This is a genomic window from Nonomuraea angiospora, from assembly GCF_014873145.1.
Taxonomy (GTDB): domain Bacteria; phylum Actinomycetota; class Actinomycetes; order Streptosporangiales; family Streptosporangiaceae; genus Nonomuraea; species Nonomuraea angiospora.
Genome location: NZ_JADBEK010000001.1, coordinates 4,707,199 through 4,730,469, shown reverse-complemented (window position 1 = coordinate 4,730,469; position 23,271 = coordinate 4,707,199). Strand labels below are relative to the sequence as shown.

At 72.5% G+C, this 23,271-nt stretch carries 20 protein-coding genes; 5 read left to right on the top strand and 15 right to left on the bottom strand.

The features are described from left to right. Positions 1 to 3: 3 nt before the first annotated feature. Positions 4 to 2,712, bottom strand: coding sequence for an ABC transporter substrate-binding protein (locus H4W80_RS21355; protein ID WP_192786713.1), 2,709 nt, complete (start codon positions 2,710 to 2,712; stop codon positions 4 to 6). A 78-nt stretch (positions 2,713 to 2,790) separates the two neighbouring features. Further along, entirely contained in the window at positions 2,791 to 3,684 is an 894-nt protein-coding gene (locus H4W80_RS21350) for a carbohydrate kinase family protein (RefSeq protein ID WP_192786712.1), read from the bottom strand. Positions 3,685 to 3,852: 168 nt separating this feature from the next. Here H4W80_RS21350 and H4W80_RS21345 point away from each other — a divergent pair, with 168 nt between their 5' ends. The 4 genes from H4W80_RS21345 (at position 3,853) to H4W80_RS21330 (ending at position 9,350) form a co-directional block, all read left to right on the top strand. After that, on the top strand, positions 3,853 to 6,537 hold the full coding sequence (locus H4W80_RS21345) for a GNAT family N-acetyltransferase (RefSeq protein ID WP_318786979.1): 2,685 nt from the start codon (positions 3,853 to 3,855) through the stop codon (positions 6,535 to 6,537). Between the two features lie 135 nt (positions 6,538 to 6,672). Next, the gene (locus H4W80_RS21340; protein WP_192786710.1) at positions 6,673 to 7,260 is read left to right on the top strand and encodes a DUF5998 family protein; all 588 of its coding nucleotides are present in this window, start codon (positions 6,673 to 6,675) and stop codon (positions 7,258 to 7,260) included. 32 nt (positions 7,261 to 7,292) lie between these two features. Then, positions 7,293 to 8,477, top strand: coding sequence for an alkaline phosphatase family protein (locus H4W80_RS21335; RefSeq protein WP_192786709.1), 1,185 nt, complete (start codon positions 7,293 to 7,295; stop codon positions 8,475 to 8,477). 54 nt (positions 8,478 to 8,531) lie between these two features. Continuing rightward, the gene (locus H4W80_RS21330; protein ID WP_192786708.1) at positions 8,532 to 9,350 is read left to right on the top strand and encodes a sulfurtransferase; all 819 of its coding nucleotides are present in this window, start codon (positions 8,532 to 8,534) and stop codon (positions 9,348 to 9,350) included. 31 nt (positions 9,351 to 9,381) lie between these two features. On the opposite strand, the gene H4W80_RS21325 is transcribed toward H4W80_RS21330, so the two are convergent. From H4W80_RS21325 to H4W80_RS21310, 4 genes are all read right to left on the bottom strand, one after another. Beyond that, entirely contained in the window at positions 9,382 to 11,907 is a 2,526-nt protein-coding gene (locus H4W80_RS21325; RefSeq protein WP_192786707.1) for a CHAT domain-containing protein, read from the bottom strand. A gap of 99 nt (positions 11,908 to 12,006) precedes the next feature. Then, positions 12,007 to 12,453, bottom strand: a complete 447-nt coding sequence (locus H4W80_RS21320) for a hypothetical protein (RefSeq protein ID WP_192786706.1) — start codon at positions 12,451 to 12,453, stop codon at positions 12,007 to 12,009. Beyond that, positions 12,450 to 12,977, bottom strand: coding sequence for an RNA polymerase sigma factor (locus H4W80_RS21315; RefSeq protein WP_192786705.1), 528 nt, complete (start codon positions 12,975 to 12,977; stop codon positions 12,450 to 12,452). Before H4W80_RS21315 ends, H4W80_RS21320 begins: the two co-directional genes overlap by 4 nt. 73 nt (positions 12,978 to 13,050) lie before the next feature. Beyond that, positions 13,051 to 14,064 carry a S8 family peptidase gene (locus tag H4W80_RS21310; RefSeq protein ID WP_192786704.1) on the bottom strand — a complete coding sequence of 338 codons (1,014 nt, stop codon included), beginning with the start codon at positions 14,062 to 14,064 and terminating at the stop codon, positions 13,051 to 13,053. A gap of 175 nt (positions 14,065 to 14,239) precedes the next feature. Here H4W80_RS21310 and H4W80_RS21305 point away from each other — a divergent pair, with 175 nt between their 5' ends. Further along, complete coding sequence (locus H4W80_RS21305; RefSeq protein WP_192786703.1) at positions 14,240 to 14,734, top strand: DUF3145 domain-containing protein; 495 nt, start codon at positions 14,240 to 14,242, stop codon at positions 14,732 to 14,734. A 306-nt stretch (positions 14,735 to 15,040) separates the two neighbouring features. Here H4W80_RS21305 and H4W80_RS21300 read toward each other — a convergent pair whose 3' ends face one another. From H4W80_RS21300 to H4W80_RS21260, 9 genes are all read right to left on the bottom strand, one after another. Beyond that, positions 15,041 to 16,465, bottom strand: a complete 1,425-nt coding sequence (locus H4W80_RS21300; protein ID WP_192786702.1) for an acyl-CoA carboxylase subunit beta — start codon at positions 16,463 to 16,465, stop codon at positions 15,041 to 15,043. Beyond that, positions 16,466 to 17,698, bottom strand: a complete 1,233-nt coding sequence (gene fabF / locus H4W80_RS21295) for a beta-ketoacyl-ACP synthase II (RefSeq protein WP_192786701.1) — start codon at positions 17,696 to 17,698, stop codon at positions 16,466 to 16,468. Between the two features lie 37 nt (positions 17,699 to 17,735). Continuing rightward, complete coding sequence (locus H4W80_RS21290; RefSeq protein WP_192786700.1) at positions 17,736 to 17,975, bottom strand: acyl carrier protein; 240 nt, start codon at positions 17,973 to 17,975, stop codon at positions 17,736 to 17,738. Between the two features lie 76 nt (positions 17,976 to 18,051). Then, positions 18,052 to 19,008 carry a beta-ketoacyl-ACP synthase III gene (locus H4W80_RS21285; protein WP_192786699.1) on the bottom strand — a complete coding sequence of 319 codons (957 nt, stop codon included), beginning with the start codon at positions 19,006 to 19,008 and terminating at the stop codon, positions 18,052 to 18,054. Further along, positions 19,005 to 19,901 carry an ACP S-malonyltransferase gene (locus H4W80_RS21280; RefSeq protein ID WP_192786698.1) on the bottom strand — a complete coding sequence of 299 codons (897 nt, stop codon included), beginning with the start codon at positions 19,899 to 19,901 and terminating at the stop codon, positions 19,005 to 19,007. Before H4W80_RS21280 ends, H4W80_RS21285 begins: the two co-directional genes overlap by 4 nt. A gap of 103 nt (positions 19,902 to 20,004) precedes the next feature. Continuing rightward, complete coding sequence (locus H4W80_RS21275) at positions 20,005 to 21,129, bottom strand: PucR family transcriptional regulator (protein WP_192793644.1); 1,125 nt, start codon at positions 21,127 to 21,129, stop codon at positions 20,005 to 20,007. A 116-nt stretch (positions 21,130 to 21,245) separates the two neighbouring features. Beyond that, positions 21,246 to 21,677 (bottom strand): DUF350 domain-containing protein, encoded by a 432-nt coding sequence (locus H4W80_RS21270; RefSeq protein ID WP_192786697.1) that lies wholly within the window; start codon positions 21,675 to 21,677, stop codon positions 21,246 to 21,248. A 31-nt stretch (positions 21,678 to 21,708) separates the two neighbouring features. After that, positions 21,709 to 22,851 (bottom strand): glutathionylspermidine synthase family protein, encoded by a 1,143-nt coding sequence (locus tag H4W80_RS21265; RefSeq protein WP_192786696.1) that lies wholly within the window; start codon positions 22,849 to 22,851, stop codon positions 21,709 to 21,711. 3 nt (positions 22,852 to 22,854) lie between these two features. Then, positions 22,855 to 23,256, bottom strand: a complete 402-nt coding sequence (locus tag H4W80_RS21260; protein ID WP_192786695.1) for a hypothetical protein — start codon at positions 23,254 to 23,256, stop codon at positions 22,855 to 22,857. Positions 23,257 to 23,271 lie beyond the last annotated feature (15 nt).

Below are 23,271 nucleotides of genomic sequence, written 5' to 3'. Positions count from 1 at the left end.
CGCCTACCTGACGCCCATGGTGAGCAGGTCGTAGTCGTCGTAGACGGGGCTGACGTGGACGTTGACGGCGTTGCGGCCGCGCAGCAGCAGGGGGCTGAGCCAGACCATCGGCACGAGCACGGCTTCGCCGGCGAGCCGCTGCTCCACCTCGGTCCACAGGCCGGCCCGCCTGCCCGCGTCGAGCTCGGCCCTGGCCCGGTCCATGAGGTCGTCGATCGCCTTGACGCGGACGCTCACGTTGAACGAGTACGAGTCGGTGATCTGCCTGCTGTCGGCGATCGACGACAGGAACGAGTCGGGGTCGGGCCAGTCGGGTGACCAGGACCTGGGGATCAGGCCGATGCCCTGCTCCTTGAGCCGGCCCGGGTTGCCGCCGTAGCTCTTGTGGAACTCCGCGGTGGAGACCTGCCGCAGCTTGACGCCGACGCCGACCTGGGCGAGGTCGCGCTGTACGACCTCGGCCATCTGCCTCTCGCCGGGCAGGTCCCGGTAGACGTAGTTGGTGGAGAACCCGGCCGGCTTCCCGCACGCGGCCAGCGACTGCCTGGCGGCCTGCCGGTCGCCCTCGGTCTTCAGGTTCGGATCGGGCCAGTGGCTGCCGGAGACCGTGGGCGGCACGAGCGAGGTGGGCAGCCGGGACTGCGCGGATCCGGGGCCGTACGCCTGGGCGAGGTTCTTGAGGTTGAGCGCGCGGACCACGGCCTTGCGGCAGTCGATCCGGTCGAACGGCGGCACCTGCGGGTTGATCGCCAGCATGCGCGCCGACGCGCTCACCGGGGCGTCGGCCCGCTGCTTGAGTGCCGGCACGGCGAGCACCGCCGCGGCGTCCGACGAGGTGATGGACGGGCCGAACTCCGCGGTGCCGGCCCGCAGCCGCTGATCGGCGTCGGTGACCTGGTAGTCGATCTGGTACCGGTCGGGGAGCGGAACGCGGTTGGGGTCGGTGGCGGCGGCCCACTGGTCGTTGCGGGTGAGGACGACCCGCTTCTTGTCGGCGGACACGCTCTCGATCTTGTACGGGCCCGAGGCGAGGACGCCGTCCTGCGTGTCCTTGGCCTTCGGCACGGGGATGGTCTCGGGGAGCTGCACGACGTTGTCGAACGTCGCGTACGGCTGCTTGAGGTGGAAGACGATCGTCCGGTCGTCAGGGGTCTGGATGGCCGAGTCGGTGTTCGCGCCCGGTGACCTGGCGGGGCCCTGGTAGCCGGACGGGAGGTCGAGCATGAGGTCGAAGTAGCTCGATCCCAGGTTGCGGGAGGGATCCATGCTCCGCAGGATCGCGTACTTGACGTCCTCGGAGGTGACCGGCGTGCCGTCCTGATATTTCACGCCCTGCCGGAGTTTGTACGTCCAGGTTTTGCCGCTGTCGCCCGGCACCCCGAGCGATTCGGCCAGATCCGGCACGATCTGCGTCCCGGCGGCTCCCGGCGCCGGCCTGAACATCGTCAGCGAACGCCCGTAGAGCCGGACCAGGTTCCGGGAAAACGGCTGGTACATGTTCCCCGGATCGACGGACTCCAGCTCGTACGGCGAGACGACGCGCAAAGTCCCGCCCTTCCTGGCCGAAGGTTCCGCCACGGACGTCACGGCCGCCCCGAAGGCCGCCGCCTGCACGGGTGCGGGCGTGGGGTCCGAGGCGAGGTCCTCGGGATGGGTCCGCGCCACGAGCCACACCGCGACCCCGGTCACGAGAGCGGTGGCCGCCGCCCCGATCGAGACCAGCGCCCTTCGCTGCCCGCGCTGCCGCGAAGGCTCGGTCGCGGCACTCGGCGGGAACGGGCTCACGGGGCCGCTCACCGGATAGGGCAGCGGACCTCGGCCCTGAGGCGTCTGCCCTTGGGGGCCCTGCGCCTGAGGGCCACTGACCGGCTGCGATCCCGGAGGTGCCGGGGCGGGTGGCGGGGCGGTGCCGGCGCGGATGAGGTCCCGCATCAGCTGCTCGGCGGTGGGCCGCCGCCGGGCGTCCTTGGCCAGGCAGGCCCACAGCAGCGGCGCCAGCTCCGGCGGCACGCCGTTCAGGTCGGCGTCGAGGTTGAGGATGCGGTGCATGACCACGGGCAGCGGCCCGAAGCCGAAGGCCCCGCGCCCGGTGGCGGCGAAGATCATGGTGCCCGCCCAGGCGAACACGTCGCTGGCCGGAGAGGCCTCCCCGAGGAACTGCTCGGGGGCCATGAACGCGGGCGTCCCCACGATTCCGGTGGTCAGGCTCTGGCTGATGTCCAGCGCCCGGGCGATGCCGAAGTCGATCACCCGGGGCCCGTCCGGCCCGAGCAGCACGTTGCTGGGCTTGAAGTCCCGGTGGACGACCCCGGACCCGTGGATGGCCACCAGGGCCGTGGCCGTGGTGATCGCCAGCCGCATGAGCGCCGGGCCCTGGACGGGGCCCTCCTTGGTGACCTGGTGCTGCAGAGAGGGCCCGTCCACATACTCGCCGACGATGAAGGGTTGGTCGTTGACGGCTCCGACCTCGAGCACACGCGCGGTGCAGAACTCCGCCACTCGCCGCGCCGCCTCGGCCTCGCGGCGGAAGCGGCGTACCGCCTGCTCGTCGTCGGCGAACCTGGCGTGCAGCAACTTGATCGCGACCTGCTCGCCGGACGGGGAGACGCCGAGGTAGACGCTGCCCTGACCGCCCTCACCGAGAAAGCCGGTGACCTTGTACGAGCCCACCGACGTGGGGTCGCCCGGCCGTAACGGACGCACGCCGCGCATCCGGCTCCCTTATTTCGCCCTCATCCCGATTTTCTCCACCATAGCGGTGCGGGACCGCTCACAACGGAGACCCCGGGACTAGAACGGCGGGCGGGCGCCCAGGTGCATGATGGCCTTGGCGGCCAGGCGGCAGCCCGCGGCCAGCGACTCGGCCGGCGGCTTGCCCGCCAGCCAGGCGGGCAGGAAACCGGCGCTGAACGCGTCTCCGGCGCCCGTGCCGTCCACGATCTTGTCGACCGGCTCGGCGGCCACGTGGACCGGGTCGGGGCGGCCGTTGGCGTACCACAGCGCGCCTTCGGAGTTCATCTTGATGACGACCTGCGGGAACCACGCCGTCAGCACCTTGGCGGCGGACTCGGCGTCGTCGCGGCCGGTCAGCACCTTGGCCTGCTCGATGTTGGCGAACAGCAGCTTGACGCCGTTGGTCCACTCCAGGAACGACTCGGCGCCCGTACGCTCCAGAGGCGCGGACGAGGCGCAGTCGACCGAGATCGACATCCCGCCGCGCCTGGCCATGTCGAGCGCCGCGAGGCCCGCGTCGCGCGAGCCCTCGTTGATCAGCGTGTAGCCGGACAGGTGGAGGTGCGCGCCGCTCGAGAACAGGTCTCGCGGCAGGTCCTCGGGCGACAGCGCGGCGTTGGCGCCGGGGTCGGAGAGCATGGTGCGCTCGCCCTTGTGCGTGACGAGCACCACGCAGGTGCCGGTGGGCCGCTCCGGGTCCATGACGAGCCGGGCGTCGACGCCGTAGCCCATCAGCTCCATGTCACGGTTACGCCCCGTGATGTCGGCGCCCCTGCGGCCGATGAAGGCCACCTCGCCGCCCTCGACGGCCAGCCACGAGGCGATGTTGGCCCCCGAGCCGCCGCCGTGCATGGTCACGATCGCCGGGGTGTCGCTCGCCCTGGCGAGCGCATAACGGGCGCGCGCGACCGCGTCGGTCATGAGATCGCCCACCACGACGACCCGCGTCATGATGTCACCACCTTGCTGCCTTCAGAACGAGCCTGGCCACGGCAAAACTAACAGCTTCCGGGCTGCCCGTGGGGCGGTCCCACGACACCGGGCTGCAGTCGATGCACAAGCGTTGCCCAACAGGGGCTCCGGTCTTGGCATGTGAAATGCGGGTTTACGCTCGTCACTGTGGAGGCACACTATCCGGCCCACTGGGAGGCCGACGTCGTTTTGGCCGACGGAGGCACCGCGCACGTCCGGCCGATCAAGCCCGCCGACGCCGACCGCCTCCGCTCTTTCTACTCGCGGTTGTCGGACGAGTCGATCTATTTCCGGTTCTTCGGGCCGCGGCCCCGGCTGTCCGACCGGGAGGTCGAGCGGTTCACCAACGTCGACTACGTCAACCGGGTCGCGCTGATCGCCACCATCGGCGCCGAGATGGTCGCCGTCATCCGCTACGACCGCACCGCCCCCGGCGAGGCCGAGATCGCCTTCCTCGTCGAGGACGCCCACCAGGGCAGGGGAGTGGCCTCCGTGCTCCTGGAGCACCTGGCGGCCACGGCCCGCGAGAACGGCATCGAACGCTTCGTCGCCGACGTCCTGCCCGCCAACATGCGCATGACGGGCCTGCTGCGCCAGGCCGGTTACACGGCCCAGAGCCAGTTCGAGGACGGCGTCGTACGCATGACGCTCGACCTCACCCCCACCGAGACCTCGACGGAGGTGACGCTCGCCCGCGAGCACCGCGCCGAGTCCCGCTCCATCGCCAGGCTGCTCGCCCCCGGCTCGGTCGCCGTCATCGGCGCCTCGCGCGAGCCCGGCGGGGTCGGCCAGACCGTCCTGCGCAACCTGCTGGGCGCCGACTTCACCGGCCCCGTCTACCCGGTGCACCGGGAGGTGCGGGCCGTGGCGGGCGTGCGGGCCTATCCGAGCGTGGGGGCCATCGACGGCGACGTCGACCTGGCCGTGGTGGCCGTGCCCGCCTCCGGCGTGATCGACGTGGTCAAGGAGTGCGCGGAGAAGGGGGTGCACGGGCTGGTCGTGGTCTCCTCGGGGTTCGGGGAGACGGGCCCGGAGGGCAAGGCCAGGCAGGACGAGCTGGCTCGCCTCGCGCGCTCGTACGGGCTGCGCGTCGTGGGCCCCAACTGCCTCGGCATCGCCAACACCGACCCCGCCGTCCAGCTCAACGCGACCCTCGCCGCCACCCTGCCGTGCAGGGGCAAGGTGGGGTTCTTCAGCCAGTCGGGCGCGCTCGGCACGGCGCTGCTCCAGCGGGTGGCACAGCGCGGCATGGGCATCTCGACGTTCGTCTCCGCGGGCAACCGGGCCGACGTGTCCGGCAACGACCTGCTGCAGTACTGGGAGGAGGACGACTCGACCGAGGTGGTCCTGCTCTACCTGGAGTCGCTCGGCAATCCGCGCAAGTTCACCCGGCTGGCCAGGCGCATCGCCCGCAGCAAGCCGGTCGTGGTGGTCAAGAGCGGCGGCACCCCCGCCGGGCACTCGGCCGAGGAGCTGCGGCTGCCCGACTCGGCGATCAGCTCGCTGTTCGAGCAGGCGGGGCTGATCAGGGTCGACGACCTCATCCAGCTGTTCGACGTGGGCCAGCTGCTGGCCTATCAGCCGCTGCCGGCCGGGCCCCGGGTCGCGCTCGTGACCAACTCCGACGCGCTCGGCCTCCTGGCCGCCGACGCCTGCCTCGCCGCGGGCCTCGACCCCCGCTCGCCGGTCAACCTGGGCGCCGCCGCCGGGGCCTCCGAGTTCGGCGCGGCCCTCGCGGGCGAGCTGGCCTCGCCCGACGTGGACGCCGCCGTCGTGATCTACATGCCGCCCATCCCCGGCGACACGGACGCGGTGGCGGCCGAGCTGCTGCGGGTCTCGAAGGACTCCGGCAAGCCGGTGCTGGCGACGTTCCAGGGGCATCTGGGCATGCACCCGGCCCTGCGCGTCGAGACCGGCCCGCCGGGGTGCGGGGCGGCGCCCTCGCGCGGCTCGATCCCCTCGTACGCGGCGCCCGAGGAGGCCGTGCGCGCGCTGGCCCATGTGGTCCGCTACGCCAAGTGGTTCGCCCACCCGGCGGTGCCGCCGCCGGAGCTCGACGGCATCGACACGGCCGGCGCCAAGGCCCTCGTCGGGACGGCCCTCACCGCGACCGTTCCGGCGCGGACCGGCGCGTCGGAAGAGGGGGCGTTCGCGCAGCCCGGCCCGCCGGTCGAGGTGGACGCCGCCGAGCTCCTGTCCTGCTACGGCCTCACCGTCTGGCCCGCCGAAGTGGTGCGGTCGCCGGACGAGGCGGTGCGGGCGGCCGAGCGGCTCGGCTGGCCGGTCGTGCTCAAGGTGGCCGATCCCGGCGCCTCGCGGCGCGCCGGCACCGTGCGGCTCGGCCTGACCGGGCCCGAGATGGTCCGCCACGCCTACGCCGAGTTCGCCGACCAGCTCGGCGAACGCGTGGAGCTGGCCGTCCAGCGCATGGCCCCGCAGCCGGCCGTCCCGACCGTCGTGGGCGTCGTGGAGGACCCCGCGTTCGGCCCCTTCGTCTCGTTCGGGCTCGGCGAGGTGACCGCGCGCCTCCTCCTCGACCAGGGCTTCCGCCTGGCCCCGCTGACCCGCGAGGACGCCGCCGCGCTCGTGCGCTCCGTCCGCGCGGCCCCGCTGCTCTTCGGCGAGTACGGCTACCCGCCCGTGGCCGTGGACGCCCTGGAAGACCTCCTCGTACGCGTCGGCCGCCTGGCCCACGACCTGCCGGAGGTGGCCCGGCTCGACCTGGACCAGGTGCTCGTCGGCGAGTCGGGGGTCATCGTCCTCGGCGCCCGCGCCACCCTCCGCACCCCGGCGGGCCCACGCCTCGACGGCGGCCCCCGGAGGCTGTCGTGATCAGCTCTCAGCGAAGGGCGGCCGACGGGTGCGAATGGGGTGAACCGAAGTGCCCCCTGATGCCTGGATAAAAGACGTTATAGAGCGTTATATCCGGCGGGTGAGCACACAGCCTCGCCCTGGCAGGATGGACCCATGAGGGAAACCCGAGTCTCAGCCGCGGGCCTGCGTGAAGCGATCGAGCGCAGCGGCTACTATCCCGACCTCGTCACCGATGCGGTCGAATCCGCGCTGGGCAAGGAGGCGGTGACCGCCTTCGTGGTCCATCATGAGGCCACCTTCGATCCCGCCATGGAGGTGCGCAGGCACGTCACGGTGCTGGTGCTGTCGGCGACCCGGCTGCTGGTCTGCCACACCGACGAGCATCCCGCGGTGGAGGGCGTCTCGACGTCCCACGCCTCCACCACCACGGAGGCCGTGCGCCTGAGCCGCGTCCAGTCGGTCGCCGTCACGCGCGTGGTGCCCGACCCCGCCTCCTACGTCCCCGGCGTGCCTCCCACGGAGGTGACGCTCACGATCGGCTGGGGCGCCATCTCCCACGTGGACCTGGAGCCGGCCACCTGCGGCGACGAAAACTGCGAGGCCGACCACGGCTACACGGGCGCGATCACGGCCGACGACCTGTCCCTCCGGGTCAGCGAGGCGGCCGACGGCCCGGAAGCGGTCACCCACGTCCTCGCCTTCGCCAAGGCCCTCTCCGAGGCCACCGCCCGCGCTTCCTGAGGGAGAGCTCCGCCAGGGCATAGGATGACGACATGCTGGTGCCGGGGTACGGCGGCGGGTCACTCGCGGACCTGCCTGACGCGTTGCTGGCGGCGCTGGGCGTAGGCGCACCCGACCCGGACCCGGCGAGTCCGCCCGGTGCGGCGCACGCCTCGGATCCGGCGAGTCCGCCCAGCGCGGCAGGCGGCGGGCCGCTCGTCCTGGAGCCGGCCGATCGCGTGTGCCTGTTCCTGGTCGACGGCCTGGGCGCCGAGTTGCTGAGGGCGCACGCCGGGGCCGCCCCGTTCCTGTCCGGCCTGGCGGGCCGGACGCTCACCGCCGGATTCCCGGCCACGACCGTCACCAGCCTCTGCTCCCTGGGCACCGGCCTGACCCCGGGCGAGCACGGCATGCTCGGCCTGACGCTGGCCGTCCCCGGCACCGGCCACCTGTTCAACTGCCTGCGGTGGACCCTCCCCGACGGCCTCACCATGGATCCCGAGCTCTGGCAGCCCGCCCCGACCGTCTACCAGCGCGCCACCCGGGCCGGGCTCGACGCCGTCTACGTCGGCCCCGCCGAGTTCGAGGGCACCGGCCTGACGAAGGCCGTCTACCGAGGCGTACGCTACGTGGCCGCCGACACCGTGGACGAGCGCGTGGCCCGCGTACACGAGTCGATGCGCCAAGGGGCGGCGCATGTCACCGTCTATTACGGCGATCTGGACGCCGCCGGCCACATGACGGGGTGGGGCAGCGAGGAGTGGCTGCGGCAGCTCGCCATCGTCGACGACATGGCCCAGCGGCTCGCGGCGGGCCTGCCCGCCGGATCCGCCCTCTACGTGACCGCCGACCACGGCATGGTCAACGCCACCGAGAAGATCGACGCCGAGAGCGTGCCCGAGCTGGCGGAGGGCGTGGCGCTGCTCGGCGGCGAGGCCAGGGCCAGGCACGTCTACGCCGAGCCCGGAGCCGGGCCGGACGTGCTGGAGGCGTGGCGCGAGACCCTGCGCGGGAAGGCCTGGGTGGTCTCCAGGCGGGAGGCGGTGGAGTCGGGCTGGTTCGGCCCCCGGGTGCGGGACGCGTGGCTGGGCCGCATCGGCGACGTCGTGGCCGTTCCCTGCACCGACCTGGCGATCATCGCGCCCTCCCGCCACCGGATCGAGGCCCTGTTCATCGGCTACCACGGTTCGATGACGGCGGCCGAGCAGCACGTGCCGCTCCTGCAGGCACGCACGTGACCTGGCCGGGGATACTGTGACCAGTTCCGGCGCCGAATTCTCTGGGGGTACGCCTTGACCAGCCCGCTGATCACACCGGCCGAGCTCGCCGCGCTCGATGACGTGACGGTGCTCGACGTCCGCTGGCGGCTCGGCGGGCCGCCCGGGGTGGACTTCTACCGCGAGGGGCACATCCCGGGCGCCGTCTACTGCGACCTCGACCAGGATCTCGCGGCCCCGCCCGGCGCGGGCGGGCGGCACCCGCTGCCGGAGGCGGGCGCGTTCCAGAGCGCGATGCGGCGGCTCGGCGTGTCGGACGGGCGCCCCGTGGTGGTTTACGACGACGCCGGGTCCACGGTCGCGGCCAGGGCGTGGTGGGCGCTGCGCTACTTCGGCCACCAGGACGTCCGCGTCCTCGACGGCGGGCTGCCCGCGTGGACCGGGGCCGGGCTGCCCACCACGAAGGACTCGCCCGACCTCGCGGCGTCCGGCGACTTCACCGCGCGGCCCGGCGGGATGCCGGCGTTGACGGCCGACGAGGCGGCGGCGCTGGCCACCCAGGGCGTGCTGCTCGACGCCCGGGCCGCCGAACGCTACCGGGGCGAGGTGGAGCCGGTCGACCCGGTGGCCGGGCACGTTCCCGGGGCCGTCAGCGCCCCCACGACGGAGAACGTCGGGCCCGACGGCCGCTTCCTCCCGCCCGCCGCCCTCCGGGACCGCTTCACCGGGCTGGGGGTCCGGGAGGGGGTCCAGGCAGGCGCCTACTGCGGCTCCGGCGTGACGGCCGCGCACGAGGTGCTGGCCCTGGAGGTGGCCGGCCTGCCCGCCGCGCTGTACGTCGGCTCCTGGTCCAACTGGGTGGCCGACCCCTCCCGGCCGGTCGCCACCGGCTGAAGCGGCCGCTCACCCAGAGGGCGGGCGGCCGCTAGTACAACGGATGGTCGCCCGCGCCGAAGCAGACGAAGCCGGTTTCGCCGGTCTTGGCGGCGGCGGAGGCCAGGGCCGCGTCCGGGGGCCGGCCCGCCACCAGCAGTTCGTGGAACATGCTCATGAGCGCCCAGGCCCCCTCGTCCCGCACCGGCACCAGCCCCGCCACCACGCACGCCGACCCCTTGGCCAGGAACGTGCCGGGCAGCCCCAGCGGCGCCCCCTCCACCGGCGTACGCGACATCCCCGAGTTGCACGCCGACAGCACCACCAGCCCCGGCGACCGCGGGATGTCCAGCAGGTCGTAGGCCATCAGCGAGCCGTCCTCCAGCGTGATTCCGGACACCAGCGGGCTGCGCGCGTGGAAGACCCCGTGTGCGGCCAGGTGCAGGACGTCGGCCGTCGCCAGGGCCTCCAGCACCGGCCCGGTGCGCCCCGGCGCCTCGCGCCCGTCCGGATGGCAGGCGAGCACGCTGCGCACCTCGGCGTGCGCGTGCGCCAGGGCCGGCCCGGCCGCCGCCACCACCGCCGGCGGGCCGCTCCGGCGGGCGCGGGCCAGCTCCCGGGCCCGCACCCAGCCGGCCGCGCTGGCGACCACGTTGACCGGGCGTTCGCGCAGGCACGGCAGCGCCCCCCACGGCAGCGTGTGCAGGGCGTCCACCGGCACCACCACCAGCGGCCCGTCACCCAGCTCGGCGAGGAGCGGGCGCAGCAGCAGCCCTTCGACCTCCAGCGCCGCCACCTCGACGCTCTCCAGGTCGCAGCGAGGCTGCGGCGTCGCGGAGCACTGGCGGCGCAGCGCGTAACGGAGCCGGACGATCGCCTCCTTGACCTGCCGGACGTCACCCACCCGCCGCAGCGTCACCCGCTCGCCGGTGACGAGCACGGCCAGCAGCGCGTCCCCGTCCGCCACGAACTCCACCAGCGCCCCGGAGCCCAGCTCCGCCCGCACCCGTTCGGGATCCACCAGCGAGCACGCGTGCGAGGGCGCGGCCACCGCCCGCCACCGCTCCGCGAACTCGAACACCTCCCCGGCGGACCCGCCCCGCACCGCCAGCCCCAGCCCGAACCCCGCCAGCCGCTCCCCGGCCCTGGCCGCGTGGGCGCGCAGCGATGGATCGTCGAACGTCTCCACCCGCTCGCTCACCTCCGACAGCCCGACGCGGACCGCCCGGAAGGCCCCCGTGGCGTCCTCCTGCAGCGACGCCTCCAGGGCGAGCGCGTGCTGCCGTACCGGCACCGGGATCTCCGCCTCCCGCGCGGACTCGGAGTCCCGCGGGGTGAGCCGGGTGCCGATCGGGGCGAAGGGCTCTTCGCGTTCGGCGTGCTCGGTGAGCAGGGCCAGCTGCGCCGAGGCCGTCGGGTGGTCGTCCACGGCCAGCGCCGCCTCCGCCGCCACCAGCCGCAGCGCGGCGGCGCCCGCCAGGTGCGCCAGGCCGTCCTCCAGCTCGTCCGCGCACGCGACCAGGTCGGCGACCAGGGCGGGCGTGACGGGTTCGAGCGTCAGCCGGGCCCGCAGGACGACCTCCCTGGCCAGCGGCAGCCAGGACGTCCGGTCCTGCGCGGCCAGCTCGCCGGCCGCCTGCTCGGCCACCTCCAGCGCCCGGCGCGGGTCACCGGTCAGCAGCTCCACCTGGGCCAGCTTCAGCCGGGCCTCGGCCAGCGCCACGTGCGCCCCCGACGCCTCGAGATCGGGTACGGCCAGGCTCAGCATGGCCCTGGCCTCGCCCGGCAGATGGGCGGCCAGCAGAGCGCCGGCGAAGTCCGCCCGCATCGTGGCCAGCCGCTCGGGGAAGCCGAACAGGGTGTCCTCGGCCTCGCGGTAGAGCTTGAACGCCCCCGCGATGTCGCCCCGCCGTACCGCGAGGAAAGGCAGGTTGGCGGCGGACAGGCGTCCCAGGTGCCGCAGCCCCGCCTGCCGGGAGATCTCCAGGCAGGCGGTGAGGTCGCGCATGGCGGCGTCCCAGTCGCCGCGGTAGGAGTGGACGAGACCGCGGTTGAGCAGCCCGCCCGCGAGAAACCGGCGGTCGTCGATGGTGCCGGGAGCGGTCACGAGGACCCGCAGCGCGCGGTCGCAGGAGGCGATGGCCTCCTGGTGGCGGCCGAGCCGGGCCAGCGCGACCGCGCGCTGGGTGTCGAGCTTGGCGCGGTCGAGCGGCGAGAGGTGGGCCCAGGCCAGGGCGGCCACGCGCAGGGCCTGGATCGGGTGGCCGAGCTCGGTGCGTACGGTGACGAGGGAGAGCCGGGCCTGGGCGATGCGCTCCGGCGGGGCGCCCGGGATGGCGATGGCCTCGCGGAGGTGGTGCTCGGCGCTGCGCAGATCGCCGAGCTCGCGGGCGGCCAGCGCGATGGCCCTGTGCGCGACGGCCTCGGCCTCGGGGTCGCCGGCGCGGCGGGCGGAGGAGAGCACGGTACGGGCGGCGCGCAGGGCGTGGTCGGGATCGACCAGGGAGCGCATGACAGCGGCCTCGGCCGCCACGACGAGTGGATCTCGGTCGTCGGGTCGCTCTGGTGATGCGCTCATATGGGTGCCTTGGGGTGGAAACTCGGTGCCTTGGTACGGAAACGGCCGAGAGCAGCGACGCGGCTCTCTCGGCTGGTCGGCAAGGGGATCAGGGTCGCGTCAGGGCCGGATGCGCACCCACCGCGTCTGGACGGGCTTGTAGCCGGGGCGGTGGCAGACCACGCTCAGCCAGCCCGGCGGCAGGCCGGTGGCGGCGAAGTCGCCGGAGCCGGCGATCCGCCGGGTGAGCGTCAGATGGGGAGTGCGCACGTCGATGAGCGCGCCCTCCCCCGGGTACGGGGAGACGTGCCCCGCCACGTCGATGAGCCCGTCGCCGATCGTGATCTCCAGGTCGAAGGTGAGGCCCGCCACGACGAAGCGCACCAGATGGGAGCCTTCGTCATCGCGTACGCCGCCGGCGGCGCCACGGTCGGTGGGGTCGGCCGTCACCCCTCCGGGGACCCGGAACCGGTAGGCGTCGCGCGCGGCGGCGGACACGTGGCCGGGGATCGGGTCGTTCCCGGAGGCCAACCGGAGGGCTGCCAGGAAATACTCATCGTTGATCATTGCGCTGTCTCCTGTATCGAGATCAGAGTGCGCAGTTTTTCCAGGCACCGGGCCTTGGTCGGACCGATGCTGCCCACGGGCAGTCCGAGCCGTGACGCCATCTGCTGGTTGCCGAAGTCGACGGCGACCAGCTGGAGGAGTGAGCGGCAGGGCTCGTGCAGGTCGGAGACCGTCTTCCAGAGCAGGCGGCGGCCGTCGGCCTCCAGGACGGCGGACTCCGGGTCGGGGTCTTCGACGACCTCGAAGGAGGAGACCCCGGGACGATCCTTGCGCAGCAGCAGGAGGGCTTCACGGCGCACGGTCGTCACGAGCCAGGCCCCCACCCCGGCCGGATCCCTGATGCTCGGGAGGTGCTGCAGCAGGCGCAACCAGGAACCCTGGACCGCGTCCGCCGCGTCGGAGGGGCTCAGGCCGCACGCGCGGGCCACAGCCCACATGCGCGGCCCGAACCTGGACTCCAGCTCGTCCCAGGCCGTCCGGTCGCCCTCGGCCGCCGCTGCGAGCAGCTCCGCTGAATCGCGCATCGCGGCCTCCTTCCGTCCGGCACGAGTAGGCGATCATGCCTCCCCGTGATTGGCTGAGGACTGAGCGTAAACTCTACAGACTCGCCGGGATCAGAACTCCCAGATCGGGAATTTGCCGGGCCCGCTCGGACTCGAAGAGCCGTCTGGCGACCTCCTTGGCCGGCTCGCTCTTGGCCCCGTCCGCGACGGCGCCCGCCACCAGGGCGGTGGCGAACGACGTGCCGCTCCACGCCGCGTATCCCGCGAAGTCGCCGCCGTCCAGGAAACTGCTGGTCAGCCAGTCGCCGCGGGCGCAGGCGTCCACCCAGATGCCGTAGCCGGAGTAGGGGGCGCGCTGCTCCTCCGAGGCGTCCACTGCGGCCACGCCCACCACGGAGGGCAGCGCCGCCGGCCAGAACGGCCGGTCGGACCCCGTGTTGCCGGCGCAGGCCACGGCCACCGTGTCGGGCAGCGCGGCGAGGGCGTCGCTCAGCAGCGGTGGCGGGCGGTCGTCGTAGGTGTGGCCGCCGAAGGAGAGGTTGAGCACCTGCGGGGGGCGCTCGCGCATGCGGTGGAGGGCGCGGACGACGGTCGCCTCGTCGCCGATGCCGTCGCCGTCGAGCACCCGGTGCACGCTCAGCTCCGCGCCCGGCGCCCGCCTGGTCAGCAGGCCCGCGATGAACGTGCCGTGCCCCGCCTGCGCGCCCTCCGTCGCGTCGGCGCACTCCGGGGCGGTCTCGCCGTACCAGTCGCTGCCGGACCACCACGGGTGCTTGGCGATGCCGGTGTCGAGCAGCCCGACGACCACGCCCGAGCGGGAGCGCCCCGGCTTGTGGGCGATGGGCGGGGTGGGGAAGGGTCTGGACGCGGGACCACCGAAGAACAGGGGCTGGCCGCGGAACACGTGGTTCGGCGATGCCCGCAGGCCCCGATCGCGGAGTTCGGCGGTGATCTCGCAGGGGTCGGCGCCGGGCGACAGGTGGATCACGCAGACGCCGTCCGCCTCCGAGACCGCCTGGGTCCAGCGCGAGACGGCCGACAGCGCCGCGCGGTCGGTCAGCACCTGACCAGGCCGGATGAGCGACGCGCCGACAGATTCAATTTCCATGAGGCGGTATGTTTCCCCGCTGGTCCAACTGTCACATGCCACTCCCGCACCAAGTTGGTATGGCCCCCCTCTGGTGCCGGATAGCGACCGACGGTAGTCTCTCCCTAGTCACTTGTGATCATCCCGGGGCGAGGCCGTTGGGGAAGGCGCACCTCGTACCGAAACGGGAGGTCCGGTGTCTGCTCGTGGCGTCCTTTACGTCCACTCGGCTCAGCCCGCGCTGTGCCCTCATATCGAATGGGCAGTCGCGGGTGTCCTTGGCGTGCCCGTTGATCTGACGTGGACTCCGCAACCCGCCGCGCCCAATGTCGTGCGGGCCCAGGCGGAGTGGGAGGGTCGCGCCGGCATCGCCGCGGCCATCGCCTCCTCACTCATGGGCTGGCAGCGCCTCAGGTTCGAGATCACCGAGGACGCCTCGCCGGGAGTCGACGGGTCCCGCCATGCCTACACGCCGACCCTCGGTGCCTACACCGCGGTCATCGGCGCGGCGGGCGACATCATGATCCCCGAGGAACGGCTCCGGGCGGCGATGATGATGGCCGCGCAGGGGCGTTGTGTGCTGGAGGACGAGCTGGACAAGATGCTCGGGCGGCCCTGGGACGAGGAGCTGGAGCCGTTCCGGTACGCGGGCGACGGTGCGCCCGTCCGCTGGCTCCACGCCGCCGTCTGACCCTGCCCACGCCACGGGCGAACGCCGCGCCCAAGAGGCCCCGCACCCACGCCGGTGCGGGGCCTCTTGGGAAGCACGCGAAATACCCCGCGCCGATGGCCAGCGCGGAGCACGCGAGCAGCCTCGCACCGATGGTCAGTGCGGGGTCTTCTGGGAAGCACGCGAGCGGCCCCGCACCGATGGTCAGTGCGGGGTCTTCTGGGAAGTACGCGAGCGGCCCCGCACCGATGGTCAGTGCGGGGTCTTCTGGGAAGTACGCGAGCGGCCCCGCACCGATGGTCGGTGCGGGGCCGCTCGTGAAGAGAGCTACAGCGGGATGTTGCCGTGGGCGCCGCGGGCGGGCGTGGCCTGGGCGAGGAGCTTGGCGATGGCGCCGCGCGTCTCCTCCGGCTTGATCACCTCGTCGATGACCCCCAGGTCCCGGGCCCGGTCGAGCCCACCGGCCAGCTTCTCGTGCTCGGCGGCCAGCCGCTGCTCCAGCTCGGCCCGCTCCTCCTCCGGCGCCGCGGCCAGCTCGCGCCGCTTGAGGATGCGTACGGCCGCCACCGACCCCATGACCGCCACCTCGGTGGTCGGCCAGGCGAACACCTTGGTGGCCCCCAGCGCGCGGGAGTTCATCGCGATGTACGCGCCCCCGTACGCCTTGCGCGTCACCAGCGTGACCCGGGGCACCGAGGCCTCGGCGAAGGCGTGCAGCAGCTTGGCCCCCCGCCGCACGACCCCGTCGTGCTCCTGCCCGACGCCGGGCAGGTAGCCGGGAACGTCCACGAGGACAACCAATGGCACCCCGAAAGCGTCACACATACGTACGAAGCGGGCGGCTTTCTCGGCGGACGTGGCGTCGAGGCAGCCGCCGAGCCGCAGCGGGTTGTTGGCGATCACACCGACCGTCCGGCCACCGAGGCGGCCGAGCGATGTGACGATGTTCGGCGCCCACTTGGGGTGCAGCTCGATGCCAGGCTCGTCGAGCAGGCCGTTGACCAGCGGCTTGACGTCGTAGGCGCGCCTGGCCGAGTCGGGCAGCAGCGTGGAGAAGTCCACTTCCTCGATTTCTCCCGTGCGCACCCGGCCCTGGTGGCCGAGGAGCGTGGCGAGCTGGCGCGCCTTGACGTACGCGTCGGTCTCGGTCTTGGCGACGACGTGGACGACGCCGCTGCGCTTGCTGTGCGGCTCCGGGCCGCCCAGGGCCGCGGCGTCGACGCTCTCGCCGGTGACGCTGCGGACCACGTCGGGGCCCGTGACGAAGATGCGGCCGGACTCGGCCAGGATGACGAGGTCGGTCAGCGCGGGACCGTAGGCGGCGCCGCCGGCGGCGGGGCCGACGACCACGGAGATCTGCGGCACCACGCCGGACGCCTTGGTCATGGCGGCGAAGACCCGCCCGACGGCGTGCAGCGACTCGACGCCTTCGGCGAGTCGCGCACCGCCGGAGTGCCAGATCCCGATGACCGGCACCCGTTCACGGACGGCCACGTCGTAGGCGTGCACGATGTGCTCGCAGCCCTCGCTGCCCATCGCGCCGCCCTGGAAGCGGGCGTCACTACAGAAGGCGACGACGGGAACACCCTCGACGCGGCCCATGGCGGCCAGCACGCCGCTCTTGTCTTCGGAGGTGATCGGCCGCAGCGAGCCCTCGTCGAGCAGCGCGGTCAGGCGGACGACTGGATCGCGGGGATCGGCAGGCTCCTGTTCGGTGCCGTCGGCCGCCACCCCGTTGTCCAGCACGGTCATTTATGCCCCCTTAAACACGACGGCCACGTTGTGGCCCCCGAATCCGAACGAGTTGTTGACCGCGGCGATGTCTCCGTCGGGCAGGGGGCGGTTCTTGCCGTAGACCAGGTCCACCTCGATGCCGTCGTCGAGGTCGTCGAGGTTGATGGTCGCGGGGACGATCCGCTCCTGCAGCGCCTTGATGGTGAAGACGGACTCGATGCCGCCGGCCCCGCCGAGCAGGTGACCGGTCATCGACTTGGTCGAGGTCACGAGCGGGTGGGTGCCGATGGCCTTGGCCACGGCCTGCACCTCGCCGACGTCGCCGGCAGGGGTGGAGGTGGCATGCGCGTTGACGTGTTTGATGTCGAGGCCGGTCAGGCCGGCGTCGTTGAGCGCCTGGGTCATCGCCATGATGATGCCCCGGCCCTCGGGCTCGGGCTGCGTGATGTGGTGGGCGTCGGCGGAGTAGCCGACCCCGGCGCAGTAGGCGTAGATGCGCGCGCCACGCGCCTTGGCGTGCTCCTCGGACTCCAGCACCACGATGCCGGCGCCCTCACCGAGCACGAACCCGTCGCGGTCGCGGTCCCACGGCCTGGACGCGCCCTGCGGGTCGTCGTTGCGGGTGGACATGGCCCGCGCGGCGGCGAAGGCCGCCATGTTGAGCCCGTGGATGGCGGCCTCGGTGCCGCCGGCCACGACCACGTCGGCGCGGCCCACCCTGATCATGTCCATCGCGTGGCCGATCGCCTCCGCGCCGGACGCGCACGCCGACACGGTGGCGTGCACCCCGGCCTGGGCGCCCAGGTCGAGGCCGATCCAGGCGGCCGGGCCGTTGGGCATGAGCATCGGCACGGTGAACGGCGACAGCCGGTTCCAGCCGCGCTCCCGGTAGGTGTCGTACGCGCTCAGCGTGGTGTTGATGCCGCCGATGCCGCTGGAGACCACGACGCCCAGCCGCTCCGGCGCGACCTCGGGGGCGCCGGCGTCCTGCCAGGCCTCCCGGGCGGCGACCATCGCGAACTGCTCACTGCGGTCGAGCCGGCGGGCCTCCGGCCGCGGCAGCACCTCGGTGGGGTCCACCGCGGCCGTCCCCGCGAACTTCACGGGGACGGTGTCGATCCAGTCCGTGGTGAGGGTCTCGACACCCGACTGACCGGCGAGGAGCGCCGACCAGGTCGAGGTGACGTCTCCACCGACGGGCGTCGTCGCGCCAAGCCCGGTGACGACGACACGTACCCGGTTCGCACTCACGTTTCGCGCTCCTTGCTAGTCAGTTTGGTTTTCTCTGTCAGCCCTGGATGAAGTTGAGGACGTCCTTGACCGTCTTCAGGTTCTTGAGCTGGTCGTCGGGGATCTCGACGCCGAACTCGTCCTGGGCGGCCACGGCGATCTCGACCATGGACAGGGAGTCGATGTCGAGGTCGTCGACGAAGCTCTTCTCGGGGGTCACGTCCGAGGCCGGGATGCCGGTGATCTCGTTGATGATCTTGCCGAGGCCGGCAAGAATGTCCTGCTCGTTGGCAGCCATGTCGCTGGTTCTCCTTTTGATTTCTGGTTTCTGCACGGCTGTGCCGTACAAGCTCTGGATGAAGTGCGGGGGGAGGCTAAGGGATCTCGATCACTTGGCCGGCATAGGTCAGCCCCGCGCCGAAGCCGAGCAGCAGCGCGAGACCGCCGGAGCGGACCTCGCCGCGCTCCAGCATGCGCGAGAGCGCCAGCGGGATCGAGGCGGCCGAGGTGTTACCGGCGTTGACGATGTCGCGGGCGATCACGGCCTTGTCGGCGCCCAGCTTACGGGCGATGGCCTCGATGATGCGCAGGTTGGCCTGGTGGGGCACGAACGCCGTCAGCTCCGACGGGTCCACGCCCGCGCGCTCGCAGGCCTCGAGCGCCACCGGGTGGAGCGCGGTGGTCGCCCAGCGGAACACCGTCTGGCCCTCCTGGCGGAGGAAGTCCTGGCGGTCCTTGATGGCGATCGCCTCGGACTTGTCGCCGGCGCTGCCCCACACCACGGGGCCGATGCCGGGGACGTCGGAGGGACCCACCACCGCGGCGCCCGCGCCGTCGGCGAAGATCACGGCGGTGGACCTGTCGGTCCAGTCGACCCACTGCGACAGCTTCTCCGCGCCGATGACCAGCACGTGGCGGGCCGCACCCCCGCGCACGGCGGAGCTCGCGGTGGCGAGGGCGTAGCAGAACCCGGCGCAGGCGGCGTTGACGTCGAACGCGCCCGGCGCCTTGATGCCGAGGCGGTGGGCCACGACGGCGCTGGCGTTGGGGATCTGGGTCTCGAGCGTGCAGGTGGCCACGATGACGAGGTCGACCTCTTCGGGCGACAGGCCGCTCGCGGCCAGCGCCTTGCCGCCAGCGATGGTGGCCATGTCCTCGAGCGACTCGCTGTCGGGCGCGACGCGGCGCTCCTTGATGCCGACCCTGGACTGGATCCACTCGTCGTTGGTGTCCATGTTCTTGGCCAGGTCGTCGTTGGTGACGATGTTGGCCGGCTGGTAGTGGCCGAGGCCCAGGATCCTGCCGCCAGGGGCGACGTCGGGAATCTTCACTTGGTCAGCTCCCTGGCCGCGTCGAGGTCGTCGGGGGTCTTCAGCGCCACCGTCCGCACGCCGGACAGGCCGCGCTTGGCCAGGCCGGTGAGCGTGCCGCCGGGCAGCAGCTCGATCATCGTCGTGACGCCGAGCCCGGCCATGGTCTCCATGCAGGCGCCCCACCTGACGGGGCTGCTGACCTGCTTGACCAGCCGCTCCACGAACTCGGCGCCGGAGGCGACCGCCTGGCCGTCGGAGTTGGACAGGAGCGTGACGGCGGGGTCGGCGGGGGCCACGCCGGCGGCGGCCTCGCGCAGGCTCTCCACGGCGGGGGCCATGTGGCGGGTGTGGAAGGCGCCGGCCACCTTCAGCGGGATGAGGCGGGCGCGGGCCGGCGGGTCGTCCTTGAGCGCGGCCAGCTGCTCCAGCGTGCCGCCCGCGACGATCTGGCCGGCGCCGTTGATGTTGGCGGGGGTCAGGCCGTGCTTGTCGAGGGCGGCCAGCACGTCGTCCTCGACGCCGCCGAGCACGGCGGTCATGCCGGTCTCGGTGACCGCGGCGGCCTTGGCCATGGCCTGGGCGCGCTCGCGGATCAGGCTGAGCGCCTGCTCGGGGGTGAGCACCCCGGCCAGCGCGGCGGCGGCGAACTCGCCCACGCTGTGGCCCGCGAGCACGTCCGGCGTCACGCCGAGCACCTCGGCGGAGGCCAGCGCGGCGGCCACGAGAAGCGGCTGGGCGACGGCGGTGTCACGGATCTCGTCGGCGTCGGCGGTGGTCCCGTAGGCGATCAGATCGAGCCCGACGACCTCCGACCAGGCGCCGAGTCTGTCGGCCACACCGGGGAGCTCGAGCCAGGGAGAAAGGAAGCCTGGCGTTTGGGCACCTTGGCCCGGAGCGACGAGTACAAGCACAAAACCCACCTTGCCCTGTAGAACTCCGACACGCGGATAATGATCCGCACGAACTTCGTCCGGGGGGTTTTGTAGGAAGCCTACAGTGGGGATTTCGGCGGCATTACGTTAGGGCACGCCACATTTCGGCACTCTCTGACAACCGGCCGAGGATCAGGCCGACCTGGAGGGTGAAGGCGGACCTGCCCTCCGTGGGCTGGTAGCCGGTCAGCTCCGTGATCTTCTTCAGCCGGTAGCGGACGGTGTTGGGGTGGACGAACAGCAGCCGCGCCGTCGCCTCCAGCGAGGTGCCCTGCTCCAGGTACGTGGCGAGGGTGTCGAGCAGGGGCGTGCCCGCGAGCGGCTGGTAGACGTTCTCGATGAGCTGCTGCCTGGCGTCGTCGTCGCCGTCGAGCGCCCGCTCGGCCAGCAGGTCCTCGGCGTGCACCGGGCGCGGCGCGTCGGGCCAGCCGGACGACGCCTTCAGCCCGGCCAGCGCCGCCCTGGCCGACCTGGCCGCGGCGTGCAGGTCGGGGACCTCGGGGCCGATGACGATGGGGCCCATCCCGAAGCGGTGCACGACCTGCTTGGCCGCGTCGTTGACGCTCTCGGCGCCGCCCACGATGACGATCAGCCGGTCGGCCTGCACGCCGGCCAGCAGGTCCATGCCGATGCGGCGGCCCTTCTCCCGCAGCCCGTCGATGACCGCGCGGGGGTCGTCGTCGGGAGCGTGGCCGGCGATGACGACCACGGGGGAGGAGGTCCAGCCGAGCGCGGCCGCCCAGGAGTGCAGGCCGTCGTCGACCTCGCCGCGGACGAGGGCGTCCACGATCAGGGCCTCGAGGCGGGCGTCCCACGAGCCCCTGGCCTCGGCCTCGCGGGCGTAGACGTGGGCGGCGGCGAAGGCGACGTCGCGGGTGTAGCGGAGCATGGCCTGCTGGAGCTGGTCCTCGCCGCCGGGCGCGGCCAGCTCGTGGGCCTGCGCCTCGACCACCTCGACCACGATCCTGACGATGTCGACGGTCTGCTGCAGCGAGATGGACCGCTTGAGCTCGCGCGGAGCCGTGCCGAAGAACTCGATGCTGGGGGTGGGGCGATCCTCGCCGGCGATCGAGAACCACTCGACGAACGCCGCGATGCCGGCCTGGGCCACGAGCCCCACCCACGACCGGTCCTCCGCGCTGAGCGCGCGGAACCACGGCAGCTGCTCCTCCATGCGCGCCATCGCCGCCGTGCCGAGCGAGCCCATGGCCCGCTCGAGCCTGCGGGTGGTGTCCTCCCGGGTCCGGTCTGTCACGCCTCCTAGAGTGCCAGCTCCGTTCGGATGACCGCGACGGCCGTTCTCCTGCGGCCGGGCGACCGGCGTCAGATGACCGCGACGGCCGTGATGAGGCCGATCGCGATGTGCGTGACCGCGAGCAGCCGCGCGCCCGGCTGCAGCTGGGGCTCCTTCACGAGATCGCGTACGGAGATGCCCACGACCCGGTCGAACAGCAGCATCGCCACGGTCTGCACCACGATGCCGACCAGGCCGAACACCGCGGTGCCCGCCAGCCCCTCGGCCAGCCGGCCGCCGGAGGACCAGATGGAGGCGGCCACGATCAGGCCGACGGCGGCCAGGGCGGAGGTGGCGAGCAGGGTGGCGTTGGGGTTGCGCTGGGTGCGGATGATCTCGCTCAGCTTGCCGGGGGTGGCCCAGTCGATCACGTAGAAGCCGACGATCATCAGGATCACGCCGACGGCGGCGTACGCGGCGATGGCGCCCGCGCCGCGGGCGAGGGTCTCGAGAAGAGTCACGTTGATTCCTATCGGGGGATGCGGTGGGGAGTCAGGCGATGAGGTGGGGGACGAACGAGGAGGTGTCATCGGTGATCAGGCCGGTCGTCTCCCTGATACCCAGCCCGGCGGCCTCGTCGGCGACCACCCAGGCGCCGAGCACCGGCCGCTGCCCCTCGAACTGGGGCAGCGCCTCGAAGCCCTGGAAGACGTACCCCTCCCGGCCGTAGACGCCCGGCGTCTCCTGGGTGCCCTCGGGCGTGACGATGCGCATGGAGGCGCCCTCCCTGCCCAGCAGCGGCTTGGCGATGTAGGAGGTCAGGTCGCGCGGCCCGTCGAGGTAGGCGGGCAGCAGGTTGGGGTGGCCCGGGTTGAGCTCCCACAGGATCGCCAGCAGCGCCTTGTTGGACAGCAGCGTCTTCCACAGCGGCTCGATCCAGGTGGAGTGCCGTACGGCGTGCCGCCCGAAGTCGTCGGCCAGCATCCACTCCCACGGGTAGAGCTTGAACGCCGAGCGGATCACGCGGTTCTCGACGTCCACGAAGCGGCGGTTGAGCGAGTCCCAGCCGATGTCCTCCATGGCGACGGCGACGGTCTGCAGGCCCGCCTGCTCGGCGGTCTCCTGCAGGTAGGCCACGGTCATGGCCTCCTCGCCCGTCTCGTCCATGTTCGTGAACGCGAAGTGGGTGGGCCCGGGCGGCAGTCGCAGCTCGCGCCAGCGCTCGATGAGCCGCTCGTGCACGGAGTTCCACTGGTCGGCGCCCGGGTGGACGTCCTGCAGCCAGAACCACTGCACGACCGACGACTCCACGAGCGAGGTCGGCGTGTCCGCGTTGTACTCCAGCAGCCTCGCCGGCCCGGTGCCGTCGTAGCGCAGGTCGAAGCGGGCGTACAGGTGGGAGTCGCGGCGCTCCCATGAGCGCGCCACCTCGTCCCACGCCCACTCGGGGATCGCGAAGTCGGCGAAGCGCCGGGCCGAGACCACGTGCTCGACGGCGCGCAGGCACATCTCGTGGAGCTCCTCGACCTGCTCCTCCAGCGCCTCGACCTCGTCCATGGAGAAGATGTAATGGATGGACTCGTCCCAGTACGGTCTGCTCAGCCCCGACGGGTGCGCCACCCGGTGGTAGGCCAGGCCCTGACCCTCGATCGTCTTCTCCCAGCCGTCCCTGGGAGTGCCATGCTCACGGCGCACCTGTCAGCTCCCGCCGCCCCAGTGGTTGCCGAAGCCGCCCCGCTGGATCTCTTTCCCGTTGCGGGTGGAGATGTTCACGTCAGAGGGCCGGTACGTGGTGCCGCCGTGCACCTTGTTGCCCGACCTCGTGCCCCCGTAGTACCACATGTACGCCCCGCGCGAACCGCCGTAGTAGTGGTACGAGCCGTTGTCGTCATCGTCGCAGTAGTCGTCGTCGACGACCTCGTACGTGCCGTCCTCCAGCTGGATGACGCAGTCCGCGGTGACGTCGTCGTCATCCTGGGTGGCCGCGCAGTAGCCGACCAGCATGATGGACAGAACACCGAGAATGGTCAGCGGGATGGCCTTGGACGCCTTGCGCGCGGGCGGCGGCGGCGTGGGATGGGTTTGCGGAGGTTGTGCCATCAAGATCCTGCTTTC